Raw genomic sequence first — 18,302 nt, 5'->3', positions numbered from 1 at the left:
CGCTGCGTCCCGCGACCCCGCACCTACTGGCAGGTCGACGCATTTCGTGGCTTTGTCGATCGCGACAGGAAACGGAGGCTCTCATGGACGACATCGTCATTCTTTCCGGCGCACGGACCGCCATCGGCACTTTCGGAGGCAGTCTGGCGGGTATTCCGCCCATTTCGCTTGGCGCGACCGTGGCACGTGCCGCGCTGGAGCGGGCCGGGATCGACGGCGACCGGATCGGGACGGTGACCTATGGCCATGTGATCAACACCGAGCCGCGCGACATGTACCTGAGCCGGGCCGCAGCGATGGAAGCGGGCATTCCGGACACGACGCCTGCGATGAACGTCAACCGGCTTTGCGGATCGGGGGCGCAGGCCATCGTGAGTGTGATCCAGTCGCTGGCGCTTGGCGATGCTGATTTCGGTCTGGCCGGCGGCGCGGAAAGCATGAGCCGCTCGCCCTTTATCCTGCCTTCCGCCCGCTGGGGACAGAAGATGGGTGACACAGGCGCCAAGGACATGATGCTGGGCGCGCTCAACTGCCCCTTCGGCACCGGACACATGGGCGTGACCGCCGAGAACGTGGCCGCCGAGCACGATATCAGCCGCGAAGCCCAGGACGCCTTCGCGCTGGAAAGCCAGACGCGGGCGGCTGCGGCGATCGCCGAGGGGCGATTTGCCGAACAGATCGTGCCGGTCGAAGTAAAAGTGAAGCGCGACACGGTGATGTTCGATACCGACGAGCACCCCAAGGCCACCAGTGCCGAGGCGCTGGCCGGATTGCGCCCGGCGTTCCAGAAGGACGGAACCGTCACCGCGGGCAATGCATCGGGGATCAATGACGGCGCCGCCGCGCTGGTACTCGCCCGCGCCGGGGCCGCCGAGGCGGCCGGGATTTCGCCCCATGCGAGGGTGCTGGGCTATGCCCATGCCGGGGTTCGCCCCGAGGTGATGGGGATTGGCCCGGTTCCCGCTGTCGAAGCGTTGCTCAAACGCACTGGACTGAAGGCCGACGACTTCGACGTGATCGAGTCGAACGAGGCCTTCGCCGCCCAGGCGCTGGCGGTGAACAAGGGGCTTGGTCTGGACCCTGCGAAGGTCAATCCGAATGGCGGGGCCATTGCTCTTGGTCATCCTGTCGGTGCGACGGGCGCGATCCTGACGGTCAAGGCGCTGTATGAGCTGGAGCGTATCGGAGGTCGGCGGGCGCTGATCACCATGTGCATCGGCGGCGGCCAGGGCATCGCGCTGGCCATCGAGCGGGTCTGACGCGGTTAATATCTTCTTTACCGGAACACCCCCATAAGTCTGTCAGCGGGCCAGGACGGCGCCCGCTGACGGAGCATGGTTATGATTCAGCCCGGTGATCTTGCGGCGGAACGCCGCGCGCGGCTGGCCGCAGAGCGTCTGCTCGAGCAGACGAAGGCAGAGCTTTTCCGTGCGAACCAGCGGCTGTCGGCCCATGCCCGCTCGCTCAGCCACGAAATCGTCCAGAACCGGGAACAGATCCAGACGGCGCGCACCGAAGCTGAGGAGCTGAAAACGCGCTACAGCACGGCACAGGCCAGCCTGGAACGCGCCGAAAGCGCCATCACAATCGCCGAGCGGCGCCTTTGGGATTCGCTTGAAACCATCCGCGACGGCTTTGCCGTTTTCGGCCCCGACGACATCCTGATCGCCGCAAACCGAGCCTATCTGTCGATTTTCGACGGGCTGGACATGGTGCGGCCCGGCGTCCACATGGCAACGCTGGTCGAGCTGATGGCGGATGAGGGAATCTGCGACATCGGCGGCATGAAATCGGCCGAATGGCAGGCGATGATGATGGCCCGCATCACCGAGCACAAGATCGAGCACGCGACACTGAAGCTGTGGAACGGGCAATATGTGCAGCTTATCGACCGCCGCACGCGGGACGGAGACCTCGTCACGCTGGCGCTGAACATCACCGAGCAGCAGGAACGCGAGCGGCAGTTGCGCGAGGCGCGGGAGCGGGCAGAGGCCGCGAACCGGGCAAAGTCCGCCTTTCTCGCCAATATGAGCCACGAGATACGCACACCGATGAACGGTGTGGTGGGCATGGCCGACATGCTGGCCGAGACCAATTTGGACGAGGAGCAGCGCGCCTATATCGACACCATCCGTTCATCTGGCGAGGCGCTTCTGGTCATCATCAACGACGTGCTGGATTACTCCAAGATCGAGGCCGAGAAAGTCAGCTTCAAGTCCGAACCCTTCGATCTGGAGCGTTGCATCAACGACGTTGTGTCCCTGCTTCTGCCTGGGGCCGAGGCGAAGGGCCTGCAGATTGCCGTCGATTACGACCTGTTCATGCCGATGACCTATATGGGCGACGCGGGGCGCATACGGCAGGTGCTGATGAACCTTGTCGGCAATGCCGTGAAGTTCACCGAGGAGGGCCATGTCCTGATCCGGGTCGTCGGCCTGCCGGGCGAAGGCGGACAGTCCTATCGCGTGCATGTCACGGTCGAGGACACGGGCATCGGCATCCCCGAAGACAAGCTCGACGCGGTCTTCAAGGAATTCCAGCAGGTCGAGAACGAGCAGGACCGCGCCCATGACGGCACCGGCCTTGGCCTTGCGATCACGCGGCGGCTGGTGACGCTGATGGGCGGGGATGTGTGGGTCGATTCAACGCTTGGCGTCGGCTCGGGCTTCGGCTTCCATCTGACGCTCGACGCGGTCGATGACGTGGATCCCGAACATGTGACCGCGCCACCCTGGCTAGACCGCGCGCTGGTCCTGGACCGCGACGGGATGAACCGGGACATCCTGTTGAAACAGCTCGCCCTGATCGGGCTTCGCCCGGCCATAACGGCGACGGTCGACGACATCGTCGCGGCGCGGCCAGGACCGAGGGACGTCATCTTCCTCGGCAATCACGCGACGGTGGACGATCCCTTCGCCATCGCCCGGCTATTGGGCGAGCGGTTCGGACTCGCCGGCCAGTTCCTCTTGGTGGGCGGCCCGACCAAGGTGCCTGACAGCGGCATGGCCTTCGACCGGATGCTGCAACGCCCGGTGCTCCGCAGCGAAATGATGGAGAGCTTGCGTGCGCTCGTGCCGCCCGCCCCGGCAGAGCCGGTGCCGGAGACGGAATTCCTGCCTGCAAAGGTGTCGGGTGAAACGCGTGTCAGCGACGCCGCTGCGACAGCCGCCTCACACAGCGCAGGCGGTGCGCCCGATCACGACGGAAGACGGCGGATGCGGGTGCTTGTGGCCGAGGACAATCGCACCAACCGCTTCGTTCTGGAAAAGATGCTGCGCCATCTCGATATCGAGCTGGTCTTCGCCGAAAACGGAGTTGAGGCGGTGGACCTCTTCCAGAGCTTCGCCCCCGACATCCTGTTCACAGACATCTCCATGCCGCGCATGGACGGCAAAGAAGCCACACGCCGCATTCGCGCGTTGGAGCGGGATGCGCGCGCCGATCCCTGTCCCATCGTTGCGATCACCGCCCATGCGATGGACGGCGACGCCGAGGATATCCTCGCCGCCGGGGTCGATCACTACCTCACGAAGCCGCTTAAGAAGCAGTCTCTTATCGACCACATCGTGGCCGCCCAGACACCAGAGATGCTGCCCGCGCTGCCGGTTCACATCGAGGAAAGCGTCACACCACAGGCGGTCGCGGCGGCGGAGTGACGGTCAGGCCGCCGCGCTGGCGGCCTCGTCGCGATGGAAGACCAGCGCGCCGTCCCCGGCCTCTTCGACAAAGCGGTAGCCACCAAGATCGAAATCCTTCAGGCCCGCCAGATCGGTCACGCGGTTCTCGATGATGAACCGCGCCATGGCACCACGCGCCTTTTTCGCGAAGAAGCTGACGATCTTGGGCGTGCCTGCCTTCACTTCGTAGAACTGCGGCGTGACGACGTTGAGCTTCAGCGCCTTCAGATCGACCGCACCGAAATATTCCTGGCTTGCGCAATTCACGAGCGTATCGGTCCCAACCTCGTCTGCCGCGCGGTTCAGGGCCCCTGAGATTTCGTCCCGCCAATAGGCGTACAGGGTCGCGCCACGCCGGGTTTTGAGGCGGCTGCCCATTTCCAGGCGATAGGGCTGAATGGCGTCGAGCGGGCGCAGCACGCCGTAAAGACCGGAGAGAATCCGCAGGTGGCTTTGCGCCCTTTCGCGCCCCTCGTCATCGAGGGATGCCGCATCGAAACCCTGATAGGTATCGCCCGCGAAGGCATAAAGCGCGGGCCGCGTCTCAGACGTCTCGGGCGTCGCGGAAAATGCCCGGAACCGGTCACGGTTGAGGCGCGCCAAATCGTCGGACAGACCCATAAGTCCCTTCAGATCGCCCAGCGACAACTGCCGCGCATGGCCCGCAAGGCGTGATGCATGATCCGCGAATTCCGGCTGGGTCTGCGGCAAAGACCTTTCGGTCCAGTCAAGCCGTTTGGCAGGTGAAATCACGGTCAGCATGTCGCCTCTCCCTCGCTCCTTTAGATTAGTTCCGGTGGACCTAGTGCCCGTCCGGCGCGGCGTCCAGTGCCACTACCCCTCGGCCAGCACGTCGGCGAAGGCATCGCCAAAGCGCTCGGCCAGACGGTCGCCCAGAAGACTGTCGAGCTTATCACGCGCACAATCCGGCTGAAGCGCTGCAACCTTCGCCAGAACCGAGGCCGAACAGCTCATCGGCTTGCCCGTTCCGTCAGCGCCCCGCGCCAGATCGGCCTGCACCGCAAGAAGCCGGTCATAGACAGCGCCCGCCGAACGACCCGCAAGTTTCCGGCGCGCCGGATGGTCCGGCAGCGGCGCGTCGCCCGCGATGACCTCCAGGAAAGCCGCACCATAGCGTTCCAGCTTCTTGGCCCCCACCCCGCCGATACCTGCCATCTGGTCGAGCGTCGTCGGCCGGACCTCGGCCATTTCGATCAGCGTCCGGTCGTTGAAGATGACATAGGCCGGCACCCGTGCGGCTTCGGCAAGCGCGCGCCGGCGCGCCTTGAGCGCCGCGAGAAGCGGCGCGTCCTCGTCCGAAACGAGCGCCCGCGCTGCAGGCCGGCGCGACCCGCTCTCGATCGTGTCGAGACGCAGCCGGATCGTCGCCTCTCCCTTCAGAAGCGGGCGAGCCGCCTCGGTCATCCGGAGCGCGCCGTGGCGCTCGGGATCGGGCCGGATCAGGTCACGCCCCATCATCTGGCGAAAGATTCCGCCCCAGCGGCGCCGATCGATGTCGCGCCCGACGCCAAAGGTCGGCAACCCGTCGTGGCCGCGCGCGCGCACTTTCTCGGTATCCGCGCCGACCAGGATGTCCGTCAGATGGCCCGCGCCGAAGGATTCGCCCGTCCTGAGAATGGCCGAAAGTGCCTTTTGTACCGCCTCCGTGCCGTCGAACGTCGCGGGCGGAGACTGGCAAAGATCGCAGCTTCCACAGGTCACCTCGTCCTCGCCGAAATAGGACAAAAGCGCAGCGCGTCGGCAATCCAGAGCCTCGGCCAGCCCCAGAAGCGCGTTCAGGCGGCCATGATCGGCCATGCGCCGTTCGGGCGGAGCAAGTCCTTCGTCGATCTGCATCCGGCGGAACCGGATGTCGTCGGCCCCGTAAAGCGTCAGCGTGTCGGCGGGCGCGCCGTCGCGGCCCGCGCGACCGATTTCCTGGTAATAGGCTTCAATCGATTTGGGCAGGTCGGCATGGGCGACCCAGCGGATATCCGGCTTGTCGATGCCCATCCCGAAGGCCACCGTCGCGACGACGATCAGACCGTCATCGGTCTGGAACCGGCGCTCGACCTCACGGCGCCGGTCCGGCTCCATCCCGCCATGGTAGGCAAGCGCGTCATGCCCCGCCTCGGTCAGCGCCGCGGCGAGCGTTTCGGTCTTGGCCCGCGTCCCGCAATAGACGATGCCCGAGAGACCTCTCCGCGCGGCGGCATAGCTCAGGATCTGTTTGCGGGGGTTGGATTTGGGCGCGAATGCCAGGTGCAGGTTCGGCCGATCGAAGCCGCCAAGGAAGATGCGCGGTGACGCACCCCCGAAAAGCCGCTCGACGATCTCGTCCCGCGTTTCGGCATCGGCGGTCGCGGTGAAGGCGGCCAGCGGCACGTCGAGCGCGCGGCGCAGCGCACCGATCCTCAGGTAGTCAGGACGGAAGTCATGCCCCCACTGGCTGACGCAATGCGCTTCGTCGACGGCCAGAAGCGTGACATTCGCGCCGGCGAGCATCCGGTCGGTTCCGCCTGACGCCAGCCGTTCAGGCGCCATGTACAAGAGCTTCAGCGCGCCCTGCCCGAGCGCGTCGAAGACCGCGTCGTTCTCTTCAGGCGTATTGGCCGAGGTCAGCGCCGCCGCCGCGACCCCCGCCTCGCGGAGCGCCCTGACCTGATCCCGCATAAGCGCGATCAAAGGCGAGATGACGACGGTCAGACCCGGACGCAGAAGAGCAGGCAACTGGAAGCAAAGCGATTTGCCACCGCCAGTGGGCAGGATCGCAAGAACATCGGCACCATGCGTGACCGCTTCCACGATATCGGCCTGCATCGGACGGAATCCGCTGAAGCCGAAGACCTCCTGCAATACCGAACCGGCCGATGGCGCGCTGCCGTCCATGCCTCACCTGTGTCTTTTGTCATCTGCTCTTGTTGGCAGCAGAATCGCACGTGAACAGGCGGTGAACAAGGGGGCTCTGCCCCCTCCTCGCTATCGCTCGTCACCCCCGGGATTTTCCGGACCCAAAGAAGGGGCGGCCGGGGAACACACCAACGACCGCCTTTCTTCGGGTCACGCGGCTGGCATCCCTGCTGCCGCGCAGTCTCAAACTAAACACTTCATGCTGAAGGGATGGTTAATAGCGCTGCGGAGCCCGTTCTTTGGGTCCGGAACATCCCGGGGGAATTGGCCGAAGGCCAAGGGGGCAGAGCCCCCGCCGGTTTTTCTTGAAAACCGGCCCGGCGCAACATTCAGGCTGCGAGACCTTTGCCACCCATGTTCAGGAACTTCTTCCGCCGCTCCCGGATCAGATCGTCGCGTCCGAGCCCGCTCAGCTTGGCGAGCATGTCCTCGATACAGGCCCCGACCGAGTCGATGGCCGCGGCACGGTCGCGCTGTGCGCCACCTGTCGGCTCCGCGATGATCCGGTCGATGACGCCAAGCTTGTGCAGGTCCTGCGCGGTCAGTCTGAGCGCCTCGGCGGCCTCGCGCATCTTCTCGGCGTCCTTCCACAGGATCGAGGCGCAGCCTTCGGGGGAAATCACCGAGTATATCGAATGCTCCAGCATCGCGACCCGGTTCGCGGTCGCCAGCGCCACCGCTCCGCCCGAGCCGCCCTCGCCGATGATCACCGACACGAGCGGCACGCCGATCTTGAGACATTTCTCGGTCGAGCGCGCGATGGCCTCGGACTGGCCGCGCTCTTCCGCGCCCTTGCCGGGATAGGCGCCGGGCGTGTCCACCAGTGTCACCACCGGCACGCCGAAGCGGTCGGCCAGGTCCATCAGCCGGATCGCCTTGCGGTATCCCTCGGGCCGCGCCATGCCGAAATTCCGCTCGATCCGGCTCTGGGTGTCCTGACCCTTCTCATGCCCGATCACCATGACCGCGCGCCCGTTCAGCCGCGCCAGACCGCCCATGATCGCGTGGTCGTCGGCGAAGTTCCGGTCGCCCGCGAGCGGCGTGTACTCGGTGAACAGCCGTTCGATATAGTCCTTGCAGTGCGGCCGGCCGGGATGGCGCGCCACCTGCGCCTTTCGCCAGGGCGTCAGGTCCTTGTAGAGGTCCTTGAGAAGCTGCGCTGCCTTCTTGTCGAGCGCGACCGCCTCTTTTTCCACATCCATCTCGGCGCTGGCACGTGCCATCGCGCGCAGCTCTTCGGCCTTGCCCTCGATCTCGGCCAGCGGTTTTTCGAACTCGAGATAGCTTTGCATGGATGCCTCGTCTTCACCCTTGTTCCGAACGTATATGACGCGAGGGGCGCGCCTCTGCAAGGCGAGCGGGCTAGTCCCGGACTGCCGTCAAGAGATTGATCCGTGCCGGAAGCGCAAGTCCTGCGGGGGACTCCCACGCACCGAAAGCCTCGGTTATTGCTTCGGTGACAGCCCGCCTGTCGCCTTCATCCGCGTTGAAATGATTGAGCGTCCGGCTGGCCGGGCCGACCCTCGCCAGCAGCGCCGCAAGACCGCCCGCGCCCTCGGGATGGGTCAGCGTGACCTCGATCTCTTCCCCCGTCACCTGCTGCAGACCGCCCGCGCGAAGCCGTTCGACGGCGAGGTCGAGATCGGCAAGGCCCATAGGGCCCGGCGTGTCGGGGGGTGTCTTCGGCGGATGGCCCAGCCGCTCGGCGGATATCCGCGCCGGCAGGGACCAGAAGGGATTCCTCGCCGCCGATGCCCAGGCGGCGAAGACAATCCGCCCGCCCGGCAAAAGAGCGCGGGAGATATTGGCGAAGGCCGCGGGCGGATCGGCGAAGAACATGACACCGAAACGGGAAATCGCGGCGTCGAATCCCGGCTCGGGCCAGTCTACGGTTGCGGCATCAGCAGCAAGCGTCACCGCATGGGGGTGGGCGGCCAGCCGCTCGGCCGCGCGGGCAAGAAACGGCTCCGAGATATCGCAGGCAAGAACATGACCGCGAGCCCCGACCACCCTTGCCGCGCTCACAGACAAGGCGCCAGTGCCGCAGCCGATGTCGAGCACGCGCTCCCCCGGTAGAAGACCGGCGCGCGCCAGGACGGCCTCGGCAACCGGCGCGAGAACCGCGTCCTGCTCGGCCTCATAGGTAATCCATCCCCGCGCCGATCGTCCGGACCAGTATTCGCGCTGTGCGTCGTTCGTCGTGTCGGTCATTGTGGAACGCTAGGGCGACTGCGCCTGCGAGGGAAGCCCTGTTATCTTAGCCAGACGCGGCCATAGGGCGGCAGCGCGACGTTCCCGTCGGACAGCGTCACCGGCCTGTCCGACAGCGCGTCGTGCATGTCGCGCACGCCTTCGGACAGTGCCCACTCACCGGGAATGGCCGTCCAGTAGTCGGTGAAGTTGTACGCGCAGAGAAGCGCCCCCGTCGGCGCATCATGGAGCATCGCAAAGACACCCTTTTCGGGCGGATTGAGCACGCGCACCGGGTGGCCCGCATGCAATTCGGGCGTGGCTTTCCGCCGCTCGATGATATGCTTCAGACCGCGATAGACCCGCGCCGCAGGACTGTCATCCTCGGCCCTGCGGACGCGCTCGGCGGTGACCCAGTCCATGTAGGGACGGTGAATCCAGCGGCTGTCATGGGCCTTGTGCGGGTCGTCCAGATAGGAGCGGTCGTTCAGCATGGCGATCTCGTCGCCCATGTAAATAAGAGGTACGCCGCCATAGCCCGCGATCAGGGCGTGGCCCATCAGGATGCGGTCGACGGCCCGGTCGATGGCCACCCTGTCCCGCGTGGCAAGCGCCTTTTCCAATCCGGCGAGCGACGCGAAACTGCCCGAGATACGCTTGTCCCCGGTCGCCGGGTTGACGCCGAAAAGCGCACCTTGCGAGAAGCTGCCCGTGAAGACGCCCTCGTAGAAATCGGACAGAAACGCCCTGTGCCCCGGCCCGGTGATGCCGACGGCGGCTGCGTCCTCGTCGGTGATGGCCCAGCCGATATCGTCGTGGCAGCGGATATAGGTGGCATAGGTTGCGTTTCTCAGCACCATCGGGAAATGGGTGCCGAGGACATGGGTCATGAGCGCCGTGTCCCGAGCGGCCAGCGCGGACCAGAATTGCACCATCAGCGAATTGTGATAGGCGAGGTTGCCCTCTTTCCCGTCATGCCGCCCGCGCCCCAGATAGGGCAGCATCTCGGCCGGGCCGACGATCGCCTCTTCAAGGTGGATCACGGCCGGGCAGACGATGCGGCAGACGGCGCGAAGCGCCTGCAGGATCATATGGACCTCGGGCTCGGACTGGCACCGGGTGCCCATGCGTTTCCACATGAAGGCGACCGCATCGAGCCGCAAAACATCCACGCCCTTATTGGCGAGGAACAGCGTGATCTCGGCGATTTCCAGAAAGATCTGCGGATTGGCCCAGTTCAGGTCCCATTGATGGGTGTTGAAGCTGGTCCAGACCCATTTGCCCATGGTCTCGTCGAAGGTGAAGTTGCCGGGCGCGGTTTCGGGGAAGGTCTCCAGCAGCGTCTCTTCGTACTGATCGGGCAGGGTCCGGTCGTCGAAGACAAGATAATAATCCTGCTTGCCCCGGTCGCCTGCCCGCGCCGCCTCGGCCCAGGCATGTTCGCGGGCCGTGTGGTTCAGCACGAGATCGATGCAAAGCGATATGCCGCGTTCGCGGAAGGCGCGGGCGACCTCTTCGAACTCATCCATCGTGCCGTAATCCGGGTTGATCCGGCGGTAATCCATCACCGAATAGCCGCCATCGCTGTCACCGGGGCGGGGTTCGAGGCAGGGCATCAGGTGGACATAATTGACGCCAAGGCTTTCGAGATAGTCGAGTTTTCCCAGAATGCCTTTCAGGTTCTCCGCAAAGCGGTCGATGTAGAAAACATAACCCACCATATCGGGGCGCTGGAACCAATCAGGCTCGAGGTCGCGCTTCATGTCGAGCCATTTCAGATCATCCGAGCGGGCATCCCATGCGGCGCGCATCGCCGCTTCGAGCCTGTTTCGAAATCCGGCATAGTCGGGATGCCGCCCATAGAGCCCTTCGAGCATGTCGAACAGGTCCCTGCGAGAGCGTTCCAGGCGGAGTTCGAAAAGGCGCGTGTCGTGGTCGGCGGACATGGGTCTACTCGTCGTATTCAGCTGCTGCCGAGCTATCGCAGCGCTGCAACAGAGTCCAATTGCCTTTGCAATCTGGTCCAGTGGTTGTCGCAATTTAACGCGCGGTACCGCCCAGGCGCGCTAGTGTCGCGTCATGACGCATCCAAGCCGCCCTTTCGGCCGCCTGACGGCCGCTCTTGCCTGCCTGATACTCGCCGCCTGCGGCGAGCGACCGACCGTCGGTGTTCCACCCGCTTCGGACGACGATCTTCTCAAGGCGTCGGACGTGATCGTCTCGGCCCAGTGCGAGTTGAACCGGCAAGCGGCCGCCGGGGTGGAGGGCTTCGCCTTTCGGAGGGCGGTACTGACCATGACGCTGACCGTGGCGGTGACCGAGGCCACTGGTGGCGGCCTCACACTCTCCATTCCGGTGGCTGGTAGCCGTATCGCGCTTGAGCGCGGACGAAGGCCGGTGGGAACCGCGCTTCGCAGGATGGATATCCAGATCCTGCATGACGTGACGCGCCCCCTGGACTGTCCGAGCGATGCCGCGCCAACGACGGTTGATGGTGTAAGATATATCGAAGGGGGGCTTGGTCTCGAGGAATGGATCGTAGAGTCGGGCGCAATAGCGCGGCGCTCCGGTACTCTGCCGACTGAACTGCATTACGCGCTCAAGTTCGAAATTGGCCTCAGCGACGATTTCAACCCGGTCTTTTCACGATCGAGCGCTGACGGCGTCAGCCCCGACCTTTCACCTGAGAACGCCGATTCGCGTCTTGTCGCGCACCGGGTCGCAGTAACGGTGATCCCGGAGGGCCAGCGCGGGCGCGTGACCGACGACGACAGACTGGAAGCTGCGCAGCGCTATCTGGCCCGGATCAATCCAAACTAGTCTTCCTAGATTGGGGTCGTGCCACGCGCCTCGGCCAGAAGGCGGACCGAGTTTTCTTCGACAGTTTCTTCGAGCCGCTCCATGAAGGCGCGGAGCGGCAGGCCCGGCGGAATGGGGTCGTGGAATTCGACGACGGCGGTGCCGCGTTTCCGCAGAACTTCGCGCTTGGGCCAGAAGTGGCCGACATTCGTCGACACAGGCACGCACGGCTGGCCAAGCTGCTGATAGAGAACGCCGGTTCCGACCTTGTAGGGCTTCTTGTCGTCCGGCGCGACGCGTGTACCTTGCGGATAGATGATGAGTTGTCCCGCCTCCAAACGACCGCGCTCGACATCTTCCATCATCTTGGTGATCGCCGCGCCGCGCTTGCCGCGATTGACCGGGACGCAGCCGATACGCAGGGCGTACTGGCCGAGCAGGGGCGCGAACATCAGCTCGCGCTTCATGATGAACTTGCCGCGCGGCACCGCGCCGAAGATCAGCACGATATCGAGGAACGACTGATGCTTGGCCGCGATCATGACCTCGCCTTTGGGCGGCGTGCCCCGCACTTCGGTCTCCATGCCGACGATTGTCCGGAGACCCCAGCGGACGTGCCGGCACCACGCGTGACAAGCGGCAAAGGCCCAGTCCCGGCTGATGAGCGCGGGGATGAAGTAGATCACCGCATAGACCAGCATCATCACGTAAATCATGGCGTTGAATATCAGCGAGCGCAGAATCTGCATGAATGACCTCACGAGATGTCCCTGAGCCGCCGGGCGGCCGCGGCGCGGGTCGCGCCATAGGCGATGATGGCCGCCAGAACCGGAACGATAAAGGGCCAAGACCAGCCCGCGCCGGAAAAACCGACCCCGGGAGCGCCCGTTGCGGCGTCCGGTGCGGGCACAGCGAGCACCGCCAGAAGACCGATCAGGCTGCCGATGGCTGCGCCTGCCGCTGCTCTGACTGCAAAGCGCCTCACGAAGAGTCGGGTTATGAAACGGTCGCTGGCACCGACCAGCCGCAACACGTCGATGATCCGCCCATTGGCCGCGAGGGACGCGTTTGCCGCAAGCGCAAGGACGGCCGCCGTGATCAGGCCGATGACCAGAAGCGACGTCAGCGCCAGCAGCCTCAGCCGCGATGCCGCCGCCTGAACCGGCGCCTGCCACTGGCCGTGGTCGTCATAAACCGCCTCGGGCGAGACGGCGCGAAGGCGGTCGGTCAGCTCTTCGGCGTCCGGGCCTTCATCGGTCAGCGTCACCTCGATCAGGACCGGCAGGTTCAGGAGGTCGAGCGGTATCTCGTCCCCGAACCAGGGCGACAGAAGCGCTGCCTGCTCGTCGGTACCTATCCGTCGGCGGGTCTCGATGCCGGGCGTCTGGTCAAGGACTTGCCCAAGCGCCTGCGCCAGCGCGTCGCCGTCGCCAAGCGCGACAGGCGCGCGGACAGTCGCGGTGCCGGTCAGGCTGTCTTCCCAGGCATCGGCCAGCCGGTCGGCTCCGCCCGCCACGGCCGCAACGAAGACGGCCAGGAACGCCATCGCCGCCGCCGCCGCAAGGGTCAGCGTCATGGTGAAGCCCGAGCGCGGAACGATCCGCTCGACACTCTGGTCCCCGCCTGAAAGCATGCGTCCGATCACAGGTCCGACCCCGCAAGTTCCAGCGCACCCGACCGCAGGCGCAGGACACGGGCCGAGGTCCGGCTTTTCACCTGCCGGATCAGCGACAGGTCGTGCGTGGCGCAAAGGATCGTTTTGCCCAGCTTGTTCAGTTCGACGAGCAGGCCGATGATCCTGAGCGACATCTCCCAGTCCACGTTGCCGGTGGGCTCATCGGCAAGGATCACGTCGGGCGACAGGATCACTGCACGCGCAAGGGCCGCGCGCTGGCGTTCGCCGCCGGACAGTTCCGTGGGCAGGCGTTCGGCGGCGTGATCCAGCCCGACCCAGCTCAGAAGATCCTTCATATCGGCCTCGGCTGCGGCCACGTCGCCGCCCGAGACCATGACCGGCAGAAGCACGTTCTCGGCCACGCTCAGGTGATCGACGAACTGGCAGTCCTGGTGGACGACGCCCACCCGCCTCCGCAGCGCCGAGACACCGTCGCGGTCAAGCGCAGCTGCCGGTTCCCCGAAAAGCGAGACGCGGCCCCGGTCAGGGCGGCGGGCCAGGTAGCAAAGCCGCAGAAGCGTGGTCTTGCCCGCGCCCGAAGGACCGGTCAGGAAGTGGAAGCTGCCCTGCGGCAGGTTCAGCGACACATCACCGAAGACCGGCCTGTCACCGTAGCTGACACTGACGTCTTCAAGCTCGATCACGGCCCTGCCCCTTTTGCTTGGCGGGTTGTGCCTCAGCCTGCGAAGCGATGCAACGGCACGGCTTTGAGTTCGGAAATAAAGGTGTTAATGATTTCGCGTCCGGGGTCTATTCGTCCCCAAGGCAGCGCCCAGAGCAGCAACGAGGCGGGATATATGCGGCTGATTTGCCCAAATTGCAGCGCGCAATACGAAATCGACGCGTCCCTCATTCCCGATGAGGGGCGGGATGTGCAGTGCTCGAATTGCGGTCACAACTGGTTCGAGCTGCCGCCCGCGCCCGAAGGCTTGGCCCCGCCGCCCGAGATGCCGCTGGAAGACGAACGCCACGACGCGGTCGCAGATGTCGAGAATGAACCGGATGTCGACGCGGATGGGTTCGAAGACACCGCCGAGGAAGTCGAGACCGAGCCTGCAGCCGTCGCGCCCGCGCCGGAGGAGAATGACGACAGCGACGAATGGGATTGGCCTCAGACGCGCAAGGTCAGCCTCGATGTGCCTCAGCCTGCCGCGCCACCACCGCCCCGTCCGCGCCGCCCCGCCGAGGTGGCCGCGCTCGATATCCTGAAGGAAGAGGCCGAGCGCGAACTTCAGCGCCGCCGCGACGAAGCGGATACGCCCCCCATCGAGACGCAGCCCGATCTGGCGCTGGCGCAACCCCATGACCGGGACACGCCATCCCGCGCGCTTCGGGCGCGTATGGCTCGGCTCCGCGGGGAGGAAGACGACGCCCCTGATGACGGTCCGGACGACGACGCCTATCGCGCGCCGCGTCGTGACCTCCTGCCGGATATCGACGAGATCAATTCCAGTCTGAAACCGTCTGGCGACGGTCGGCGCGAACGGTCCGAGGCCGATGTGGCAAGCGAGCGTCGTGGCTTTCGTGCCGGTTTCCTGACGGTCGTGGGCCTCGCCGTTCTGATGATCCTCGCTTACGCGTGGGCCCCCGCTATAGCAGGAGCCGTGCCCGCCACCGAGCCGGCGCTTCTGGCCTATGTCGACTGGGCGAACGGCGCGCGGGACGCGATCGACGCGCTGCTCGGGCGCGGGGGCTGAGCCATGGCGCACCGCGTCCTCGTGACTGGCGGTGCGGGTGGGCTTGGAGCGCGCATCTCCAAACTCCTGTCAGATCGGGGCGCGGCGGTCGCCATTGGCTACGGTCGTGGCCGGGACCGCGCCACGGCGCTTGCCGAGCAGCTACGGCAGGCGGGCGGATCCGCAGTCGCGGTCAGGATCGATGTCTCGGATCCTCAGTCGGTTACATCGGGCGTTGATGAGGCGGCCCGCGCGCTTGGTGGTCTTTCTGCCCTTGTGAACAGTGCCGGGACGGCCTCGGCAGGCGCCAGCATCCCTGACGGCGACCTCGAAGCGCTTTCGCCCGAAATATGGGACGGCCTCATGGCAGTGAACCATCGCGGACCGTACCTGACGGCGCGCGCCGCCCTGCCGTTTCTGCGCGCATCGGGACAGGGGCGCATCGTCAATATCGGCTCGACCATCGGACATGGCGTCTGGGGCGCGGGGGCTGTCTATGCGCCAAGCAAAGGCGCCCTTTTATCACTGACGCGGTTCCTTGCGGCCCGCCTTGCACCGGATATTACCGTCAATCTGGTCTCACCCGGCCTGATGCTGGGAAGCGACATGAGCAGCCGTGCGCCTGCAGCCTATATCGACGGATGGAAACATCGCTCTGCCTTGGAACGGACCACCGACCCGGATGACGTGGCGCGCGCAGTTATCACCTTTCTCGACAGCCCGAGCGTGACCGGGCAAAGCCTGATCGTCGACGGCGGTATCCATTTTGAATGAGCCCTAAAAGCGCTCGAGAAGCCGCTTGAGATATTCGAGTTCTTCGGTGGGACGTTCCTGCTCGCCCGAACGGCGGCGGATTTCGTCCAGAAGCTCTCGCGCGCGGCGATAGACATCTTCGCCCTGCAAGAGCTGCTCGTCCGTTCCGATGCGCCCGTTCTGACCCTGTTCGCGTCCCAGCGGATCGCGCGTGCCGTTCGGGTCGCCCCGCCCTGCCTGCTGCCCCTGCTGGCCGCCCTGCTGGTTCTGCTGCTGCTCGGCCATCTGCTCGGCCAACTCGCGCATCCCCTCGCGAAGCGCCTCCATCGCGTCGGCCTGATTGTCGAGCGCGCCGGCGAAATCCTCCTGCCGGAGCGCATCCTCGGCCTCGTCCATCGCCTCGCCCGCGCGACCAAGCGCATCGCGGGCGGCGTCGCCTTCGGGGGTTCCTGCGCCGGGCAGCGAATTCCGCTGACGGTCTAGCTCCTGCCTCAGCGCCTGCTGCCGGTCGGCAAGGCTCTGTTCGCCGTTGGGCCCGCCCTGAGGCGTCTGGCCCGATCCGCCGCCCTGCTGCTGGCCGCCCTGGCCCTGACCCTGACCTTCGCCGTGTTCTGCGCCGCGCCCCTCGCCCTGACCGCCTTCGCCTTCGTTCTCCTGGGACTGGCCGGCCTGAGCGTCGGGATTGAACTGTTCCTGAAGATCGCGGAATGCCTCGTCGGACAGCCCCTGCTGCTCACGCAGCGTCTCGGCAAGACCTTCCATTGCCTGCTCGCCGGGGCTTTGCTGACCCTGCTGGCCCTGCGCCACCTGCATGTTCTCCATCATCTGGCGCAACTGGTTCAAAAGCTGTTCGGCCTCGGCCATGCGGCCTTGCTCCATCAGCTCCTGCAGACGGTCCAGCATATCCTGAAGCTGATCGCCGGTGATTTCCTGCTGCTCGCCCTGCTGGTTCTGGGCCTGCTGCTGGTTCTGTTCGCTACCCTGCTGCTCGGCAAGCTGGCGCATGTAGTCCTGCATCGCCTCGCGCAGCTCCTGCATCAGCTCGGCGATTTCTTCGTCGGTGGCTCCGTTCTCGATGGCTTCGGCAAGACGGTCCTGCGCGCGGCGCAGCCGCTCCAGCGCATCGGACAGGTCACCCTCTTCGATCTCGACGGCGAGGTCCCACAGCACATCCGCCGTCTCGGCGATGAAATCGTCGGTGACCTGATCCAGTGAAATCCGCGTTTCCATCCGGCGCACGGCGAAGCGCAACTTCATGTAAAGCGTCTCGGATCGGAAAATGCTGTCCGGCTCGGCAGACACGGCACGCAAAACCTGCGACACGCGACGCGCGTTATCGCGGTTCCAGAGAAGATCCCGGCGCTGCTCGACCACCGCCTTCGCCAGCGGATCGAAAAAGCGGCGCCCCGGAAGCGTGGTATTCTGGGGTGCAGAAAGGCCGGTCTGCCCCACGGCATCCTCGACCGTCAAAGACACTTCGACCGGAAGATTGGCCCATGGGTGCTTCGAAAAATCCTCGACCACCAGCTCGCTGAAATCGGTCCGGTCGCCCGAGATCGTCATGGGCAGGTCCACCACAATCTCGTCGCGAGGTTCGGGAGCGACGCTTAACCCATAGCGGCGGTCGACCGCATCGAGGTCCAGCGCAATCCGCATCTGTCCGGCGGTGACGCCATAATCGTCGCGCGCGGCGAAGGGCGCCTCGGTGCGTCCGGCCTCGCCCCGCACGATGGGGCCATCGAATTCGACTTCCGGAAGCGCGTCTGCCTCGGCCTCGATCTGCCAGGTGCGGCCGCCGGGCCCGTCGATGACGATCTCGCCGCTGCCCGTGATCTCGAAGGACTGGTCCGGATCGGTGGCGGGCGGCACGTCCTCGGTTCGGCCAGAGACCGTCTCGGTCAGGGTCAGACGCCCGACCTCACCATAAAAGCGGATCGTCACGCGGCTGCCTTCGGGCACGGCAAAGCTCCGCGCCTCGACATCGTTCAGGTAAATGCTCGGCTGACCGGTATAGAGCGGCGGCTCGACCCAACCTTCCCATGTCGGCCCGGCGGCGACCGCTCCTGCACCCGGCGTGGCGTCGGCCACGCTCCGGACCTGCCAGAGCGACCCGAAAAGGATCGCAACCGTAAACAGCAAAAGCGCGACGTAGCGCAGCGCATAGGGATCGCGCGCCGAAAGCTTCAGGTCAGGCTCGGGCGCGCGCGCCGCGGCCAGCCGTTCCGCCATGCGATCGACATGGGCGCGCCAGACGGCCTCTGACGCCGAATCGCCGGCACCAATCGCCTGACGGTCGGCCACCGCCGTGATGGGCCGTCCCGTCAATGTGCGGTCCAGCCGGTCAAGCGCCTCGCCCCGGCTGGGCCAGCGGAAGACCATTGTCCCCCGCGCCAGAGCCCAGCCCGCGCCAAGCACCGACAGCACACCCAGCCCCCAGACCGCCTCAAGGGGCGCAATGTCCTGAAATCCAAGCATCAGCGCGCCGAGAACGGCGATCAGTATCGACCACAGCGGCCAGAACGCGCGCACCGCCCGCTCGGCGGTCATGCCAAGCCGGGTCAGCGCCAGCGGCTTCTTCAGGCGACGGGCGGCATCCGCAGGAAACGCGTCGTTATCGGTCAT

The 18,302-nt window shown here is 65.6% G+C and carries 14 protein-coding genes; 5 read left to right on the top strand and 9 right to left on the bottom strand.

The features are described 5' to 3' along the window. The first annotated feature begins 83 nt into the window (after positions 1-83). Together GQ651_RS15980 and GQ651_RS15975 are read left to right on the top strand one after the other, a co-directional pair. Positions 84-1,259: an acetyl-CoA C-acyltransferase family protein gene (locus GQ651_RS15980; RefSeq protein WP_160765279.1), complete on the top strand. Its 1,176-nt coding sequence runs from the start codon at positions 84-86 to the stop codon at positions 1,257-1,259. 81 nt (positions 1,260-1,340) lie between these two features. After that, the gene (locus GQ651_RS15975) at positions 1,341-3,656 is read left to right on the top strand and encodes an ATP-binding protein (RefSeq protein WP_160765278.1); all 2,316 of its coding nucleotides are present in this window, start codon (positions 1,341-1,343) and stop codon (positions 3,654-3,656) included. Positions 3,657-3,659: 3 nt separating this feature from the next. Here GQ651_RS15975 and yaaA read toward each other — a convergent pair whose 3' ends face one another. From yaaA to GQ651_RS15950, 5 genes are all read right to left on the bottom strand, one after another. After that, positions 3,660-4,439, bottom strand: a complete 780-nt coding sequence (gene yaaA, locus GQ651_RS15970; protein WP_160765277.1) for a peroxide stress protein YaaA — start codon at positions 4,437-4,439, stop codon at positions 3,660-3,662. 72 nt (positions 4,440-4,511) lie between these two features. Then, on the bottom strand, positions 4,512-6,566 hold the full coding sequence (gene recQ, locus GQ651_RS15965; RefSeq protein ID WP_160765276.1) for a DNA helicase RecQ: 2,055 nt from the start codon (positions 6,564-6,566) through the stop codon (positions 4,512-4,514). A gap of 350 nt (positions 6,567-6,916) precedes the next feature. Then, on the bottom strand, positions 6,917-7,879 hold the full coding sequence (locus tag GQ651_RS15960; RefSeq protein WP_160765275.1) for an acetyl-CoA carboxylase carboxyltransferase subunit alpha: 963 nt from the start codon (positions 7,877-7,879) through the stop codon (positions 6,917-6,919). A 70-nt stretch (positions 7,880-7,949) separates the two neighbouring features. Continuing rightward, entirely contained in the window at positions 7,950-8,798 is an 849-nt protein-coding gene (locus GQ651_RS15955; RefSeq protein WP_160765274.1) for a class I SAM-dependent methyltransferase, read from the bottom strand. A gap of 41 nt (positions 8,799-8,839) precedes the next feature. After that, positions 8,840-10,723: an alpha-amylase family protein gene (locus tag GQ651_RS15950; RefSeq protein ID WP_160765273.1), complete on the bottom strand. Its 1,884-nt coding sequence runs from the start codon at positions 10,721-10,723 to the stop codon at positions 8,840-8,842. 133 nt (positions 10,724-10,856) lie between these two features. On the opposite strand from GQ651_RS15950, the gene GQ651_RS15945 reads away from it, so the two are divergent. Continuing rightward, positions 10,857-11,597: a hypothetical protein gene (locus GQ651_RS15945; RefSeq protein WP_160765272.1), complete on the top strand. Its 741-nt coding sequence runs from the start codon at positions 10,857-10,859 to the stop codon at positions 11,595-11,597. A gap of 5 nt (positions 11,598-11,602) precedes the next feature. Here the strand turns inward: GQ651_RS15945 and GQ651_RS15940 are convergent, their stop codons facing one another. From GQ651_RS15940 to GQ651_RS15930, 3 genes are read right to left on the bottom strand one after another with little or no spacing between them, the layout of a single operon-like run. Beyond that, complete coding sequence (locus tag GQ651_RS15940) at positions 11,603-12,325, bottom strand: lysophospholipid acyltransferase family protein (RefSeq protein WP_227258306.1); 723 nt, start codon at positions 12,323-12,325, stop codon at positions 11,603-11,605. An 8-nt stretch (positions 12,326-12,333) separates the two neighbouring features. Further along, positions 12,334-13,209: a cell division protein FtsX gene (locus tag GQ651_RS15935; RefSeq protein WP_160765270.1), complete on the bottom strand. Its 876-nt coding sequence runs from the start codon at positions 13,207-13,209 to the stop codon at positions 12,334-12,336. A gap of 8 nt (positions 13,210-13,217) precedes the next feature. Continuing rightward, positions 13,218-13,895 carry a cell division ATP-binding protein FtsE gene (locus tag GQ651_RS15930; protein ID WP_160765269.1) on the bottom strand — a complete coding sequence of 226 codons (678 nt, stop codon included), beginning with the start codon at positions 13,893-13,895 and terminating at the stop codon, positions 13,218-13,220. Between the two features lie 153 nt (positions 13,896-14,048). Between GQ651_RS15930 and GQ651_RS15925 the strand changes: the two genes are divergently transcribed. Further along, positions 14,049-14,948: a zinc-ribbon domain-containing protein gene (locus GQ651_RS15925; RefSeq protein ID WP_160765268.1), complete on the top strand. Its 900-nt coding sequence runs from the start codon at positions 14,049-14,051 to the stop codon at positions 14,946-14,948. A gap of 3 nt (positions 14,949-14,951) precedes the next feature. After that, the gene (locus tag GQ651_RS15920) at positions 14,952-15,701 is read left to right on the top strand and encodes an SDR family NAD(P)-dependent oxidoreductase (protein WP_160765267.1); all 750 of its coding nucleotides are present in this window, start codon (positions 14,952-14,954) and stop codon (positions 15,699-15,701) included. A 3-nt stretch (positions 15,702-15,704) separates the two neighbouring features. Here the strand turns inward: GQ651_RS15920 and GQ651_RS15915 are convergent, their stop codons facing one another. After that, complete coding sequence (locus tag GQ651_RS15915; RefSeq protein ID WP_160765266.1) at positions 15,705-18,302, bottom strand: TIGR02302 family protein; 2,598 nt, start codon at positions 18,300-18,302, stop codon at positions 15,705-15,707.

The sequence above is a fragment of the Kangsaoukella pontilimi genome (genome assembly GCF_009830125.1).
GTDB lineage: Bacteria > Pseudomonadota > Alphaproteobacteria > Rhodobacterales > Rhodobacteraceae > Kangsaoukella > Kangsaoukella pontilimi.
The sequence above is the reverse complement of the archived record's forward strand: the minus strand, read 5'-3'. Positions and strand labels throughout refer to the sequence as shown.